This window comes from Mycolicibacterium lacusdiani (assembly GCF_021916785.1).
In the GTDB taxonomy this organism is placed as follows: Bacteria; Actinomycetota; Actinomycetes; order Mycobacteriales; family Mycobacteriaceae; genus Mycobacterium; species Mycobacterium lacusdiani.
Genome location: NZ_JAKCFC010000003.1, coordinates 98,727 through 113,596 on the forward strand (window position 1 = coordinate 98,727; position 14,870 = coordinate 113,596).

Sequence of the window (14,870 nt, forward strand, 5' to 3'; positions counted from 1 at the left end):
TCTCCTAGGGGTTGGGCTGGCGAAGCTGGGCGACGGCCGAGCGGATGTGGTGCAGGATCCGCGATGCCGAGGTCGGTGCCGCTGCGGGGCCGGGGTCGGCTGCGGCCAGCCCGGCGGCACGTGCGTGCACGAACGCCGCCGTCGCCGCGGCCTCACCGGGTGGCAGACCCGCCGCCAGCAGGCTGCCGATCATGCCGGACAGCAGATCACCCGATCCCGCGGTCGCCGCCCATGACTGGCCGGCTCGGTTCAGGAACACCGACCCGCCCGCCGAACCCGGGTCGGCCACGACCGTCACGTTGCCCTTCAACAGCACCGTGGCACCGAAGGCGTCGGCGAGCCTGCGGGCCGCGCCTACCCGGTCGTCGCCCGGGGGATGTCCGGCGAGGCGGGCGAACTCGCCCGCGTGCGGGGTCAGGACGGTCGGTGCGGATCGCCGTGCGACGACGTCGGGATGGGCGGCCAGGATCGTCAGCGCATCGGCGTCGACGATGACCGGGAGGTCGGTGTCGAGGGCGAACCACAGGGCAGCGGCCCCCGCCTCGTCGGTGCCGATGCCGGGGCCCACCACCCAGGCCTGCACGCGGCCCGCGGCCTGCATCGACGGCGTCGCGATCACCTCGGGCCAGTGCGAGACCACCTCTGCTGCAGCGGTTCCGGCGTAGCGCACCATCCCCGAGGTCGCGGCGACGGCTGCACCGGTGCACAGGATCGCCGCGCCCGGATAGGTGGCGGAGCCGGCCAGGACGCCGGTGACGCCCTGGGTGTACTTGTCGTCGTGCGGGCCGGGGACCGGCCACCGGGCCGCGACGTCGGCGGCCTCCATGGACCGCACGTCGGCCTCCGGGAGGTCGAGTCCGATGTCGACGAGTTCGACGCGGCCGCACTCGCCGAGGGCGTGTACCGGCTTGAAGCCGCCGAACGTGACGGTCAGCGCCGCGTCGACGTGTGGACCGTCGGCGGCTCCGGTGTGCACGTCGATGCCGCTGGGCAGGTCGACGGCCACCACGGGTATCCCCCGCGCGGCGACGTCGTCGAACAGTTCGGCCGCGCCAGGGCGCAGCGAGCCGGCAGCCGAGATGCCCACGACGCCGTCGATCACCAGATCCGTTGCGCTAGGCACTGATTCGACGACCCTGCCGCCTACGCGCCGAAAAGCGGCCAGGGCCTCGCGGTGTGCCCGCTCGGGGTCGAGCAGCACGGCCGTCGCTGCCGCGCCGCGACGACGCAGGTACGTCGCTGCCCACAGCGCGTCACCGCCGTTGTCGCCGGAGCCGACGACGGCACAGACGCCGCGTCCTGCGACGGTGCCCAGCTCGCGGGCAATCGCCATCGCGAGCCCATAGGCGGCACGGCGCATCAGCGCACCGTCTGGCAATTCGGCCAGCAGTGGCGCTTCTGCGGCGCGGATCTCGTCGGCCGAGTAGTAGTGGCGCATCGATGGTCAGGATTCCATGCCGACGTACGCCGGTGGTGGCCGACGCGGAAACTCGCGTGCCTGCTGCGTCAGCTGCCCCGGTTCTCGCCCAGTTCCTCGACGATCGGGTTGACCGGTGGGAGGTCCTTGGCGCTCTGGGCCAGGCCGGACTTGTCGGGCAACGTGTTGGCCTGCGCGGTCTCGGCGGGGGTCATGTCGCCGTCGTGGGTGACCGAGGCGAGGACTTCGTCGACGTTGCGGTAATCCACGGCCGGGATGCCGCGCAGCGCGCCGAGGGTGTCCTGATCGGCGCCGTTTCGGTCGGCTACGGCGACGAGTTGGTCCTTGTCCGCTGGGAAGTCGGCGTCGTTGAGGTACTTCTCGATGCGGCTGCGATCGGTGGTGGCGGCCATGCTGCTCCTCTCGATTGGCGTCTCAGTCGTCTGCCCGATCAGGTGCCGATGAAACGTCGGCTCCGCCACCGTGGTGGCAGACGGCCTCGAGGTTGATGCCGTCGGGATCGAGCACGAACGCGCCGTAGTAGTCGGGTTGGTATTCCGGCCGCAGACCGGGCGGGAGCAGCGACGTGGCGCCCGCGCCCAGCGCTGCGTCGTAGAACGCGTGGACGGCGTCGCGGTCGGCCGCGGTGAAGGCCAGATGCATGTCGTCTCCGACCCTGCCGTCGGCCACGAGCCAGAAGAACGGCTTGGGATGGCGACCGAAGCCGTGCATCTCGAGTTGTCCGGGACCGGCTGGGACGCGGAGCAGCTTGGTGATGCCCAGCGTTGCGAGCACGGGTTCGTAGAAGGCCAGCGAGCGGGCCAGATCCGGCACGGCGATGTTCAGGTGATCGATCAGCGATCCGGCATAGTCGGGCACGAGACGCCTTCCGCGTAGGGTTTACTGCACCGCGCATTATCTGCGTCGTGCAACTAAATCCAGTGAACCAGCTTCGAGCAGGAGACGCAATGGCCGAGCGAGTACCGGACCGGGCGGCGGCCGTGCGCGGTGCCCTCGAGGCACTGGCCGGGTGGCAGGTGCTCGTCGCGCAGTACAACGACCTGGTGGCCCGCAGCCTCGGGGTGACGCCCACCGAGACGCAATGCCTGTATGTGCTGAGCCGCTTCGGCCCGTCCACGCCGGGTGAACTCGCCCGGCGGATCAACCTCACCACCGGCGCGACCACCCGCATGCTCGACCGCCTGCTCGCGGCGGGCTATGTCACGCGAACACCGGATCCGCGCGACAGGCGGCGCGTCATCATCGAACCGGCCGGTGACGGGATCGCCCGCGTCGCAGCATGTTACGAGCCATTGAACGCCGATCTGGCAAGCCTGCTGACGGACTTCGACGAGGTGGCCTTGGGTCAGCTGGCGGACTTCGCCCGCGCGGCCGAAGACGTGACCGAGCAGCGCATTCGCGAGATATAGTGCCGCGCTAGGAATTTCGTGTCGACCGGTCATAGTGGCGGCGCGCCTTCATCCGGTTCCCGCACCCACTCATCGAGCACCAGCGGCCGGTTCCCGCGCGACTGCGGTCCAGGAGGAACCGCAGGCACTCGTCGTTGGCGCACGGACGCAACCGGCCCGGCATCGACGCCTGCAGCTCCCCCCACGCCAGCACCATGCGCGCCGCCCACCCCGCGTCGAGGCGCCAGACGACAGCGCCGTCGGCGATCGACGGTCTCCGAACGACGTCGCGCAGATAGCCGGACAGGACGTCGGCCGACGTCTCGCCACGCACCACGGCCTGCAGGGCGTCGCGCAGCACCCGCGCCCCGGCGACGCGCTCCCCCGGCGCCCCGTGGTCACGCAGCCATGCCCCGTCGAGCGACTCCGTCCGGTGGCCGTCCACCACCGGCGTCGTGTTCAGCAGGTCGACCAGCGCGGCCTGATCCTCGGTGCTCCCCATGCTAACCAGCATAGACCTCTTGACAGGTTAGACAACGGCGGCTTGACTGGGCTAACCAGCAAAACATTTCAAAGGGGTTAGACATGGCGACACATCACCGCTACGCAGAGGTCCTCGGCCGCCGGCTCTTCTACCGGGAGGCAGGGCCCGCGAGCGCACCGGTCGTGGTGCTGCTGCACGGCACTCCGGCCAGTTCGCACATGTACCGCAACCTCATTCCGGCGCTGGCCGACCGCTACCGCGTGATCGCGCCCGACTATCCCGGCTTCGGCCACTCCGACGTCCCGGCGACCGACGAGTTCGACTACACCTTCGACACCGTGGCCGACCACGTCGACGCCCTGCTCGAGCAGCTCGGCGTCGACCGCTACGCGCTCTACGTCCAGGACTACGGCGCACCCGTCGGCTGGCGGCTCGCGCTGCGGCACCCCGACCGGATTGCCGCGGTCGTAACTCAGAACGGCAACGCCTACGTCGAGGGCTTCGTCGGCGACGCCATGGAGCCGCTGTTCACCTACGGTCGCGACCGGTCCGAGGCCAACGCCGCTGCCCTACGCGAACTCATCAGCCCGGACGGTCTGGTGTGGCAGTTCACCCATGGCGTCGCGGATCCGTCGATCGTCGATCCGGACGCATGGGTCAACGCGCACGCCGCGGTCGCCGCCACCCCCGCACGCGTCGACGCGCAACTGGCGCTGTTCGCCGACTACATCGCCAACGTGGAGCTGTATCCGCGGGTGCACGAGTACTTTCGGAACTCTCAGGTGCCGCTGCTGGCGGTGTGGGGGCGCAACGACGAGATCTTCGGGCCCGACGGCGCTCTCGCGTTCGGCCGCGACCTACCGCACGCGGAGATCAACCTGCTCGACGGCGGCCACTTCCTGCTCGAGAGCAAGCTCGATGCGGTCGTGGCGTTGATGCGGCCGTTCCTCGCAGCTCATCTGTGAGGTCGCGCTAACGGTCGACCTCGTCCCACAGCCGGGCGGCCGCAGTGGCGATCTCATCGGGATACTCGCCGTTGATCGCGTGCGACGCGGCCGGCCACAGCTCTACGCGACGGTGGCGCAACGTCATTCGCGCGTGCGCAGCCGCCCGCCTCCCGTCGTGGATCACGCTGCGACCGGCGACCACCGCCAGGACCGGGACGTGGATCGACCGTAGCTGGCCGTCGGTGAACCTCCGCGGAGCCGGCTGCCGCACCACGAAACCCGCGGTGGCGGCGGCGATCATCGCGGCGACGGGTGCCGAGTCGTCGACGTCGGCGCCCCCGGCCAGCCAGCGAAGCACTCTGCGCCGCAGGGCGTCCGGTGTCAAGGGCACGCTGACGGGGATCAGGGCCAGCATCGTGCGGACCGGGACGGGGGCGAAGGTCATCACCGGGTCGAGCACCGTCAGCGACGCAGCGCGCCCAGGCCTACGCACGGCGTAGTTCACCGCCGACCACCCGCCGAACGACACCCCCATCAGGTGCACCGACTCGAGCCCCAGCCCGGTGAGCAGTTCGTCGAGCCACTGGGCCTGATCGTCGCCCCCGGTGAGCGGACGCCGTTGCACCGAGAGTCCCGGCTCGCCGATCAGGTCCACGCCGAACACCGTCCGATGTGCGAGCAGGCCGGCCAGGTTGGCGTCCCACATCGGGGTAGACGCAGTGCGGCCGGGCAGCAGGACGACGGGGGAAGAGGCACCGGCGGGGCCGTCGAATCGGTACGCGCGCACGGTGCCGAAGGTCGTCGGCACGTCGAACGTGGCGTCGGGCACTGGGAGGCATGCCATCGCACGCCGGTAGGCCTCGAGGAAGCGTTCGCGGGCGGCGTCGTTGCGGAACGAACCGACCCGGCCCCTGCGCCCCACCGTCCCTCTACTCGACGGTGACCGACTTGGCGAGGTTGCGCGGCTTGTCCACGTCGTAACCGCGGGCGCGGGCCACCTCGGCGGCGAACACCTGCAGCGGGATCGTCGACAGCAGCGGCTGGAACAGCGTGGAGACGGCAGGCATCTCGATCAGGTGGTCGGCGTACGGGCGGACGGTGTCGTCCCCCTCCTCGGCGATCACGATCGTGACGGCACCGCGGGCCTGGATCTCGCGGATGTTGCTCAGCAGCTTGCTGTGCAGCATCGCCGCGTTCTTCGGCGACGGCATCACGACGATCACGGGCAGGCCGTCCTCGATCAGCGCGATGGGCCCGTGCTTGAGCTCACCGGCCGCGAAGCCCTCGGCGTGCATGTACGCCAGCTCCTTGAGCTTCAACGCGCCCTCGAGTGCCACCGGGTAACCGACGTGGCGGCCCAGGAACAGCACCGTCGGGGACATCGCGTACTGCTTGGCGAGTTCGGCGACCGGCTCCATGCACGCGAGCACGCGCTCGACGCGCTCGGGCATCGCCTCCAGTTCGTGGTACTCCCTGGCGACCTCGTCGGGGTACTTGGTGCCCCGGGCCTGAGCGAGAGCCAGACCGACGAGGTAGTTCGCGGCGATCTGGGCGAGGAACGTCTTGGTCGACGCGACGCCGATCTCCGGTCCGGCCCGCGTGTAGAGCACGGCGTCGGCCTCACGCGGAATCTGTGACCCGTTGGTGTTGCAGATGGCCAGCACCTTGGCCTTCTGCTCCTTGGCGTGCCGCACGGCCTCCAGGGTGTCGGCGGTCTCGCCGGACTGCGAGATCGCGATCACCAGCGTGCTGCGGTCGAGCACGGGGTCCCGGTAACGGAACTCGCTGGCCAGTTCCACCTCGACGGGCAGCCGCGTCCAGTGCTCGATGGCGTACTTGGCCAGCAGACCGGAGTGGTAAGCCGTGCCGCAGGCGACGATGAAGACCTTGTCGATCTCGCGGAGTTCCTGATCGGAGAGCCGCTGCTCGTCGAGCACGATGCGGCCGTCCGCGAAGTGGCCGAGCAGGGTGTCCGCGACGGCGGTCGGCTGCTCGGCGATCTCCTTGAGCATGAAGTACTCGTAGCCGCCCTTCTCGGCGGCCGAGAGGTCCCAGTCGATGTGGAACGGGCGGGCGCGGTCGGAGGCGTCGACACCGTGGAAGTCGGTGATCTGGTAGCCGTCGGCGGTGAGGATCACGGCCTGGTCCTGGCCGAGTTCGACGGCGTCGCGGGTGTGCTCGATGAACGCCGCGACGTCGGACCCGATGAACATCTCACCGTCGCCGACGCCGACGACGAGCGGAGTGGAACGCCGCGCGGCGACGATGGTGCCGGGGTCCTCGGCGTTGGCGAAGACCAGCGTGAAGTGGCCCTCGAGCCGTGGCAGAACTGCCATCACGGACCCGACGAAGTCACCGGCGGTGGGGCCGTGGTGGTACTGCCACGAGACGAGGTGCACGGCGACCTCGGTGTCGGTGTCACTGGCGAACTCGACGCCAGTGGCCTCGAGTTCGGCGCGCAGCGTGGCGAAGTTCTCGATGATGCCGTTGTGGACGACGGCGATCTTGCCCGCGGTGTCGCAATGCGGGTGGGCGTTGCGGTCGGTGGGACGGCCGTGGGTGGCCCAGCGGGTGTGGCCGACGCCGGTGCTGCCGGCGAGCACGCCGTCGTCGGTCTCGTCGAGAGCGGCCTCGAGATTGGCCAGCCTGCCGGCCCGTCGACGGACGGTCAGCCCGCCGTCACCATCGAGTAGCGCGACGCCCGACGAGTCGTAGCCGCGGTACTCCATGCGGCGCAGGGCGTCCACCACGATGCCGCGGGCGGGCCGCTGCCCCACGTAGCCGACGATTCCACACACGGCGTCAAGGGTAGTGCAGGAACCGCTGCGGACCCGATTCGCGACCCGACCGCACCTGCGTGCAGGCCGCGTCGAACCCGTTGCGATAACGTCATCGCGTGGCCAAGACCAAGAAGCTGTTCGCTTCCTTGACCCGGCGGGGCCCACACCGCGTCTTGCGCGGTGACCTGGCGTTCGCCGGCCTGTCCGGGTCGGTGTTCACCCCCGAGAAGGGGCTGAACCTGCCGGCCATCGCGTTCGGCCACGACTGGCTCGCCGCCGCGGACCGCTACCACGGCCTGCTCGAGCACCTGGCGTCCTGGGGCATCGTCGCAGCGGCCCCGAACACCGAGCGCAGCGTCGCGCCGTCGGTGCTCAACCTGGCCTTCGACCTCGGGACGACGCTCGACATCGTCTCCGGGGTGCGGCTGGGCACCGGCAAGATCAGCGTCCACCCCCGCAAGCTCGGCGTGGTCGGACACGGTTTCGGCGGTTCGGCTGCGGTGTTCACCGCGGCGGGGATGCCGGACAGGATGCGCGCCGTCGTCGCACTGTTTCCGTCGGTGACGAGCCCTCCGACGATCGAGCCCGCACGCAACCTGCGCGTGCCCGGCCTGATCCTGGCCGATCCCGGCGACCCGATGTCGCTTCGGTCCAACGCCACCGAACTGGCCAGGGTGTGGCCGGACTCGACCTTGCGCGCCGCCAAGAACGTCAAGGCCGGCGGCTTGATCGAGGGACGGCGGATCGCTCGGGTCGTCGGCCTCCCGGGTGCGGACAAGGAGACGCACGAGATCGTGCGGGCCCTGCTCACCGGGTACCTGCTGAACCAGCTGAACGGCGACAAGACCTACCTGGAGTTCAGCGATCCGAAGGTCGCACTGCCGAACACCGAGGTGCTCGATCCGTTCTCGGAGGACCCGGTCGCGCTGGAGAACAAGGTCGTCACCCTTCTCAAGCCCTGACGGGGATCGACCAACCAACCGGTTGGTGCTATACATCTTCCATGCGCACAGGCATCTTCCTCAGTTACGCCGACGGCTTCCGCGAGGCCGCCGACCAAGTCGTCGAACTGGAGAAGGTGGGCGTCGACATCGCGCTCGTCGCCGAGGCCTACTCGTACGACGCCATCAGCCAGCTGGGCTACCTCGCGGCCAAGACCTCGAGGATCGAGCTGGGCTCCGGCGTCGTCCCCATCTACAGCCGCACGCCGTCGCTGCTGGCGATGACCGCCGCCGGGCTTGACTACGTGTCCGACGGCCGCTTCCGGCTGGGCATCGGCACGTCCGGCCCGCAGGTCGTCGAAGGCTTCCACGGGGTTCCGTTCGACGCGCCGCTGGGCCGCACCAGGGAGGTCGTCGAGATCTGCAGGCAGGTGTGGCGCAGGGAGAACGTGAACTTCGACGGCAAGCACTACCAGGTTCCGCTGCCGAGCGACCGCGGCACCGGCCTCGGCAAGTCGCTGCACCTGATCAATCATCCCGTGCGCGAACGCATTCCGATCGCCATCGCCTCGCTGGGGCCGAAGAACGTCGAACTGACCGCCGAGATCGCCGAGGGTTGGCAGCCCGTGTTCTTCTACCCGGAGAAGGCCGATGCGGCGTTCGGTCACGCACTGCGCGCCGGATTCGCCAAGCGCGACCCGGAACTCGGACCGCTCGACGTCATGGTCTCGGCGACGCTGGCCATCGGCGACGACGTCGAGGATCGGTTGGCGTGGGCGAAACCCCAACTGGCGCTGTACATCGGCGGCATGGGCGCGCGGGGCAAGAACTTCTATCACGCGCTGGCCACCCGGTACGGTTTCGGCGACGTGGCCGACCGCATCCAGGACCTCTACCTCGCGGGGCAGAAGGCCGAGGCGATCAACGCCGTCCCGGACGACCTGGTGCGCAACGTCTCCCTGATCGGTCCCCGCGGATTCGTGAAGGAGCGACTCGCCGCATTCGCCGAGGCCGGCGTCACGACGCTGCTGGTGCACCCACTCGCCGCCGAAGCCCGGGAACAGGTGCGCTACGTCGAGGAATTGGTCGCGCTCGCGAAGTAGCCGCCGGGGTGATGCGCGTCTCCTAATTGGGGGGCCGCACCGTCCGTCGGATAGAGTGGTCGCAGCGGCATCGTCAGTTCTGCCTTTTGCCGCTTCTCGTTCGTTCACACCGAGACCAGATCTTGGCGCCGCGGAAACCCGCGCCGGGCAGAACGACCATTCGACTTTCGGAGTTTTCACACCACCATGCCCCTTTTCAGTGAATTCGGCCTGCCCACGGCCGTCGTCAACACCCTCACCGCCGCAGGCATCGAGGAAGCGTTCCCCATTCAGGCTGCGACGCTCCCCGATTCCCTCGCAGGCCGTGACGTCCTGGGCCGCGGCCGCACCGGCTCGGGCAAGACCTACGCCTTCCTCCTGCCGCTCGTCGCCCGCCTCGCCGCCAACCCGGCGCCCCGTAAGGCCGGCAAGCCCCGCGCGCTGATCCTTGCCCCCACCCGCGAACTCGTCACCCAGATCGAGGCGTCGCTGGCCCCGCTGGCCGCCGCGACCGGCCTCAACTCGGTCATCGTGTTCGGTGGCGTCGGTGCGCAGCCGCAGATCGACAAGCTGCGCAGGGGCGTCGACATCGTCATCGCCTGCCCCGGCCGTCTCGAGGACCACGTCCAGTCCCGCCACGCCGACCTGTCGGCCATCGAGATCACCATCCTCGACGAGGCCGACCACATGGCCGACCTCGGCTTCCTGCCCCCGGTCAAGCGCCTGATGGACCGCACCCCCAAGAACGGGCAGCGCATGCTGTTCTCCGCCACTCTCGACGGCGGCGTCGACGTGCTGGTCAAGCGCTACCTGCACAACCCCATCGTGCACAGCGTCGACTCCGAGCAGTCGCCGGTCAGCGCCATGGTGCACCACGTCCTGCACGTCGACAACGCATCGCGGTTCGACGTCCTGACCGACCTCGCCGCGTCGCCGGGCCGGACCATCGTGTTCGCGCGCACCAAGTACGGCGCCAAAGGCCTTGCGCGAAAGTTGAACTCGGCCGGCGTGCCCGCAGTCGAACTGCACGGCAACCTGTCTCAGAATGCCCGCACGCGCAACCTGGCGGCGTTCTCCGACGGCACGGCCGCGGTCATGGTCGCCACCGACATCGCCGCCCGCGGCATTCACGTCGACGACGTGAACCTCGTGGTCCACGCCGACCCGCCGGTCGAGCACAAGGCCTACCTGCACCGCTCGGGCCGTACCGCCCGCGCCGGTGCCGACGGCACCGTCGTGACGCTGATGCTCGACGATCAGGTGTCCGACGTCCGCAGCCTCACCCGCAAGGCAGGCGTCAACGCGACCGTCACCAAGTTCCGCGGCGGCACGCACCCGGTGCTGCAGGAGATCGCACCCGGCGAGCGCAGCTTCACCGGAGGCATCGCCCTCACCGCACCCGAGACCGACGAGCAGCGCAACATGCAGCCTTCGTCGGATCGTCCCCGCCGGTCGCGCGGTCCGCGCGGCGGCGGTGGCTCGGGTCGCGGGCGGGCGCCGGCCGCCGGGTCCTCGCGCGGCGGCGGTCGCCAGGGCGGCAGCCGTCACGGCGGTGGCCACCAGAGCGCAGGCCGACAGGCCAGCGGCCGCTAGGCCTCACCGCAACGACGTCGACCGTGGGGTCTGCGTGCAGATCTCTTGCAGATCAGTGCGCAGGCCCCACGTTCGTCTCTCGGACCGGCACTCATCCCCCGACGTTCGGCAATTCCTCGGCGGCGATCTCGCACGGCGTCTGCTCCGCGGCGAGCGCCTCCGGTTGGGCCGGCGGTGGTACCGGAGGCGTCGGCGGCGGCGGCGGCAGTACCTCCGCTGCGCGGTCCGGTGCGACGGGTGCCACGTCGGGCGAACTACCCTCGGCCGCAACGGTTTCGGCGGGACCCTCCGCCGGGGCGGCGGCTACGCCCTCGGCCGTCGGTTCGGTGACCGATGTGTCGTCAGCTGGCTCGTCTTCGTCAACGTCTTCGAGATGCTCGTCGTCGGCGTCTTCATCTTGGCGTTCGTCGTCCTCGTCCTTGGGTTCGAGATCCGGCGGCTCGAGACCCGGCGGTTCCAGGTCCGGCACCCCGGCACCCGATGCACCACCGCCGAACAGCCCGCCGATCATGTCCGCCAACTGCTGACCCAGGCCACCCAGACCCGACGTCGCCGACCCGAGCGACGGCATCCCGCCACCGAGACCGCCCGCCGCGGGCAGTCCGGCGGGCGGCTCGACAGGTGCGGCGGGCACGGCAGCGGCGGGTGCCGTCGGTTCGACGAGAGGTGCGGCGGGCACGGAGGCAGCGGACATGGGCGGCGCCGCCGCCGGGGCGGCAGGCGTCGCTGCGCCGGCCGGGGCCGCGGGTGCGTCGAAGGTCGGAGCGGGACAGGCCTCGAGCCGGGCGATCGCGGCGTCGAACGCTGCGGTCACGTGATCGAACGACGCACGCAACCGCGACATCAGGTCCGAACCGATGTCGTCGGCCACGAACGGCTTCACCTGTGCGTCGACGAGTTCGCTCGCCGACACCACGTCACCCGCACCGGTCTGCACGGTGCCCGCCGCATCCAGCCACTCGGCCCGCCGTCCCGCCACGCGGTCGTCGATGGCGAGCGCGGCGTCGACCTTGGCGTCGACGGCGCCCGCCAGATCGTCGTGCAGGGTGGACGTCGCGATCGCAGCGGTACGCAGTGCGTCCCGAACCGAATCGGCCGCCGCGGCCTGCCCCAGCAGGAAGCCGTGGGCGGCGGCGCCCGCACTGCCCTGCCAGGCGCCCGCCAGCCGGGAGGTCAACTCCGCCTGCTGTCTGGCCGCCTCGTCAGCCGCCGTGGCCGCCGCACTCAGCGCATTGGAATCAGCCTGCAACGCAGCGAGTTCGAGCCCCTCCTCGGTGCCGTACCAGTCGGCTATGGTGTCGCTGGTCAGCCCCGAGAAGCCCAGACGGCAGCACGCCGTCACGTATTCGCCTGCGTTCGCAACGGCAGGAAACCCCTCGGCGAGGCGTGCGGTGACGTCGGCCATCGTCAGCCCAACCGCCGGGCGGCGTCAGCGTCCGCGGCGACGTAGCGGTCGGCCGAACTGCGCAGCGCGGCGGCGACGGCGGCAGTGGCCTCGGCCCATCGGCGCATCCCGTCGTCGATCCGGTCGACCGCGCCGCGCAGCGCGTCACCTCGCACGGCATGCGAGCGACCGGCGACGGCACCGTCGAACGTCAGCCGTGCCAGGTGGGTGCGGGCATGCGCGACGGCGTCGGCGACGGCGTCGTAACCGCGGGCAGCGTCATGCAGCGTCGCGACGTCGACCCGTGCGGTATCGAGGTGTCCCATGTAGGAGTTCGACGCCGCGGCGGGCCGTCTGGTTCCATCGGAGATCAGGTTTGTGAACTGACCGATTCGGCAACCCGGGCCGCCAGGATGCGCGCGGTGTCCTCGTCGGCGGCCTCGACCATCACGCGGACCACCTGTTCGGTTCCCGACGGGCGCAGCAGGATTCGGCCCGTGTCACCGAGTTCGGCCTCCGCTTCGGAGACCGCGGTGCGCACCGACGGGGCGTCGGCGACGGTGGTCTTGTCGTTCACCGCGACGTTGATCAGCACCTGCGGCATGGTGTGCATCGGCTCCGCGAGGGCAGCCAGCGTTGCGCCGGTCTGCGCCATCCGCGACATCAACCGCAGTCCGGTGACGATCCCGTCGCCGGTGGTGCCGTGCGCCGGGATCACCACGTGGCCGGACTGCTCGCCACCGAGCGCGTAACCGCCTGCCCGAAGCTCCTCGAGTACGTAGCGGTCGCCGACGCCGGTGATGCGGACGTCGATGCCGGCCTCCCGCATCGCGACGTGCAGGCCGAGATTGCTCATCACCGTGGCGACCAGGGTGTTGCCGGTCAGTTCGCCCGCGTCGCGCATGGCCAACGCGAGGATGACCATGATGGCGTCACCATCGACGACGTTCCCGGCGGCGTCGACCGCCAGACATCGGTCGGCATCGCCGTCGTGGGCGAGGCCGAGGTCGGCACCGTGGGTCACGACGGCCTCCTGCAGGACTTCCATGTGCGTGGAGCCGCATCCGTCGTTGATGTTGAGGCCGTTGGGTTCGGCGTTGATCGCGATGACGTGTGCACCGGCGGCGCGGTACGCGCTCGGCGCGGTCGTGGACGCGGCGCCGTGCGCGCAGTCGACGACGACGGTGAGACCGTCGGCGCGGACGGTGACGGCCTCTGCGGCATGCCGCAGGTACCGGTCCAGCGCGTCCTGGGCGTCGAGTACGCGGCCGATGCCTGCCCCGACGGGACGGGTCCCCGGACCGCTGCGCACCAGGTCCTCGATGCGGTCCTCGGTGGCGTCGTCGAGCTTGTGCCCGCCGCGACCGAAGATCTTGATGCCGTTGTCGGGCATCGGGTTGTGCGACGCCGAGATCATCACGCCGAACTCCGCGTCGTAGGCGTGGGTCAGGAAGGCGATCGCCGGTGTGGGCAGCACGCCGACGCGCAGCGCGTCGACCCCCTCGCTGGTGATGCCGGCGATGACCGCGGCCTCGAGCATCTCACCGCTGGCACGGGGGTCCCGCCCCACCACGGCGAGGCGGCGGGCCCGGCCGGAGGCTCGCTGCCGGGCGGCCGCAGAGCCCAGGGCCAGCGCCAGCTCTGCGGTCAGGTCGCGATTGGCGACGCCACGAACGCCGTCGGTGCCGAACAGTCGAGCCATGGATCAATCCGCTCCTCGCGTACGCATGAAGGCAAACCGTCTGCGGGATCTCGTCCCAAAATGCCGAAAGCGTGCGCGTCGAGTGAAACACGACGCGCACGCTTGCGGTCACAGCGAAACGAAGATCAGCGCTTGCTGTACTGAGGTGCCTTACGGGCCTTCTTGAGGCCGTACTTCTTGCGCTCGATGGCACGCGGGTCACGCGTGAGGAAGCCGGCCTTCTTCAGCGCCGGTCGATCGTCGGGCTGAACGATGATCAGCGCCCTGGCGATCGCCAGGCGCAGCGCGCCTGCCTGGCCGGACGGGCCGCCACCATCGAGGTGGGCGAAGATGTCGACCGAGTCGACACGGTCGACGAGCACCAGCGGCGCCTTGATGAGCTGCTGGTGCACCTTGTTCGGGAAGTACGCCTCGAGGCTGCGGCCGTCCAGGTTGAACTGTCCGGTGCCGGGCGACAGGCGCACGCGCACCACGGCCTCCTTGCGGCGGCCGACGGTCTGGATGGGGCGGTCGATGTAGATCGGCTCGCGAGGAGCGGCCTCTTCGGCGGCGCCGGTGTCGGCGGACTCGGTTACGTACGTTCCCTCGGTGGTCTCCGGGACGTCAGTCGCCTCGGGAGCCTCGGTCACGTCGGTCGTTTCGGTCACTGGGCCACCTGCTTGATCTCGAACGTAATCGGCTGCTGGGCGGAGTGCGGGTGGGTCGGACCCGCGTACACCTTGAGCTTCTTCTGCACCTGGCGGCTCAGCTTGTTGTGCGGGAGCATGCCGACGATCGCGTTCTCGACCACGCGAGTCGGGTGCTTGATCAGCAGCTCGCCGATGGTGCGCCTGCGCAGGCCACCGGGGTAACCCGAGTGGCGGTAGGCGAACTTCTTGGTGAGCTTGTCGCCACCAATGGCGACCTTCTCGGCGTTGATGATGATGACGAAGTCGCCACCATCGACATTCGGCGCGAACGTCGGCTTGTGCTTGCCGCGGAGCAGCTTGGCTGCTTCGACGGCGAGCCGGCCGAGCACGACGTCCGTGGCGTCGATGACGTACCACGAACGCGTGGTGTCACCTGCCTTCGGCGTGTACGTAGGCACAGCGCTACCTTCTCTTCTCTCGGGTTGATCCCCGGTTCTAGCCG

At 70.0% G+C, this 14,870-nt stretch carries 16 protein-coding genes; 5 read left to right on the forward strand and 11 right to left on the reverse strand.

What is annotated here, in order from left to right; translation table 11 throughout:
* Positions 1 to 4: 4 nt before the first annotated feature.
* From LOK44_RS10170 to LOK44_RS10180, 3 genes are all read right to left on the reverse strand, one after another.
* Entirely contained in the window at positions 5 to 1,438 is a 1,434-nt protein-coding gene (locus tag LOK44_RS10170) for an NAD(P)H-hydrate dehydratase (RefSeq protein ID WP_237569888.1), read from the reverse strand.
* A 68-nt stretch (positions 1,439 to 1,506) separates the two neighbouring features.
* Positions 1,507 to 1,830, reverse strand: coding sequence for a DUF2795 domain-containing protein (locus tag LOK44_RS10175; RefSeq protein ID WP_237569889.1), 324 nt, complete (start codon positions 1,828 to 1,830; stop codon positions 1,507 to 1,509).
* A 22-nt stretch (positions 1,831 to 1,852) separates the two neighbouring features.
* Positions 1,853 to 2,296, reverse strand: coding sequence for a VOC family protein (locus LOK44_RS10180; RefSeq protein ID WP_372481214.1), 444 nt, complete (start codon positions 2,294 to 2,296; stop codon positions 1,853 to 1,855).
* A gap of 89 nt (positions 2,297 to 2,385) precedes the next feature.
* On the opposite strand from LOK44_RS10180, the gene LOK44_RS10185 reads away from it, so the two are divergent.
* Positions 2,386 to 2,847: a MarR family transcriptional regulator gene (locus tag LOK44_RS10185; protein ID WP_237569890.1), complete on the forward strand. Its 462-nt coding sequence runs from the start codon at positions 2,386 to 2,388 to the stop codon at positions 2,845 to 2,847.
* A 7-nt stretch (positions 2,848 to 2,854) separates the two neighbouring features.
* Here LOK44_RS10185 and LOK44_RS10190 read toward each other — a convergent pair whose 3' ends face one another.
* Entirely contained in the window at positions 2,855 to 3,328 is a 474-nt protein-coding gene (locus tag LOK44_RS10190; RefSeq protein ID WP_237569891.1) for a CGNR zinc finger domain-containing protein, read from the reverse strand.
* 83 nt (positions 3,329 to 3,411) lie between these two features.
* Between LOK44_RS10190 and LOK44_RS10195 the strand changes: the two genes are divergently transcribed.
* A complete protein-coding gene (locus tag LOK44_RS10195) occupies positions 3,412 to 4,275 on the forward strand; it encodes an alpha/beta fold hydrolase (protein WP_237569892.1) in 864 nt (287 codons plus the stop codon).
* Positions 4,276 to 4,282: 7 nt separating this feature from the next.
* On the opposite strand, the gene LOK44_RS10200 is transcribed toward LOK44_RS10195, so the two are convergent.
* Both LOK44_RS10200 and glmS read right to left on the reverse strand, forming a co-directional pair.
* The gene (locus tag LOK44_RS10200) at positions 4,283 to 5,179 is read right to left on the reverse strand and encodes an alpha/beta fold hydrolase (protein ID WP_237569893.1); all 897 of its coding nucleotides are present in this window, start codon (positions 5,177 to 5,179) and stop codon (positions 4,283 to 4,285) included.
* A gap of 7 nt (positions 5,180 to 5,186) precedes the next feature.
* Complete coding sequence (gene glmS, locus LOK44_RS10205) at positions 5,187 to 7,055, reverse strand: glutamine--fructose-6-phosphate transaminase (isomerizing) (RefSeq protein WP_237569894.1); 1,869 nt, start codon at positions 7,053 to 7,055, stop codon at positions 5,187 to 5,189.
* A gap of 98 nt (positions 7,056 to 7,153) precedes the next feature.
* On the opposite strand from glmS, the gene LOK44_RS10210 reads away from it, so the two are divergent.
* The 3 genes from LOK44_RS10210 (at position 7,154) to LOK44_RS10220 (ending at position 10,653) form a co-directional block, all read left to right on the forward strand.
* Complete coding sequence (locus LOK44_RS10210; RefSeq protein WP_237569895.1) at positions 7,154 to 7,999, forward strand: dienelactone hydrolase family protein; 846 nt, start codon at positions 7,154 to 7,156, stop codon at positions 7,997 to 7,999.
* Between the two features lie 41 nt (positions 8,000 to 8,040).
* Positions 8,041 to 9,081, forward strand: coding sequence for an LLM class F420-dependent oxidoreductase (locus tag LOK44_RS10215; protein WP_237569896.1), 1,041 nt, complete (start codon positions 8,041 to 8,043; stop codon positions 9,079 to 9,081).
* Positions 9,082 to 9,267: 186 nt separating this feature from the next.
* On the forward strand, positions 9,268 to 10,653 hold the full coding sequence (locus LOK44_RS10220; RefSeq protein ID WP_237569897.1) for a DEAD/DEAH box helicase: 1,386 nt from the start codon (positions 9,268 to 9,270) through the stop codon (positions 10,651 to 10,653).
* Between the two features lie 91 nt (positions 10,654 to 10,744).
* Here the strand turns inward: LOK44_RS10220 and LOK44_RS10225 are convergent, their stop codons facing one another.
* From LOK44_RS10225 to rplM, 5 genes are all read right to left on the reverse strand, one after another.
* Positions 10,745 to 12,058: a hypothetical protein gene (locus LOK44_RS10225; protein ID WP_237569898.1), complete on the reverse strand. Its 1,314-nt coding sequence runs from the start codon at positions 12,056 to 12,058 to the stop codon at positions 10,745 to 10,747.
* A gap of 2 nt (positions 12,059 to 12,060) precedes the next feature.
* The gene (locus tag LOK44_RS10230) at positions 12,061 to 12,363 is read right to left on the reverse strand and encodes a type VII secretion target (RefSeq protein WP_237569899.1); all 303 of its coding nucleotides are present in this window, start codon (positions 12,361 to 12,363) and stop codon (positions 12,061 to 12,063) included.
* 44 nt (positions 12,364 to 12,407) lie between these two features.
* Positions 12,408 to 13,739 (reverse strand): phosphoglucosamine mutase, encoded by a 1,332-nt coding sequence (glmM, locus tag LOK44_RS10235; RefSeq protein WP_237569900.1) that lies wholly within the window; start codon positions 13,737 to 13,739, stop codon positions 12,408 to 12,410.
* A gap of 125 nt (positions 13,740 to 13,864) precedes the next feature.
* Positions 13,865 to 14,386: a 30S ribosomal protein S9 gene (gene rpsI / locus LOK44_RS29670; RefSeq protein WP_237569901.1), complete on the reverse strand. Its 522-nt coding sequence runs from the start codon at positions 14,384 to 14,386 to the stop codon at positions 13,865 to 13,867.
* Positions 14,383 to 14,826 carry a 50S ribosomal protein L13 gene (gene rplM / locus LOK44_RS10245; RefSeq protein WP_237569902.1) on the reverse strand — a complete coding sequence of 148 codons (444 nt, stop codon included), beginning with the start codon at positions 14,824 to 14,826 and terminating at the stop codon, positions 14,383 to 14,385. The genes rpsI and rplM overlap by 4 nt, the downstream gene beginning before the upstream one ends.
* Positions 14,827 to 14,870: the final 44 nt, after the last annotated feature.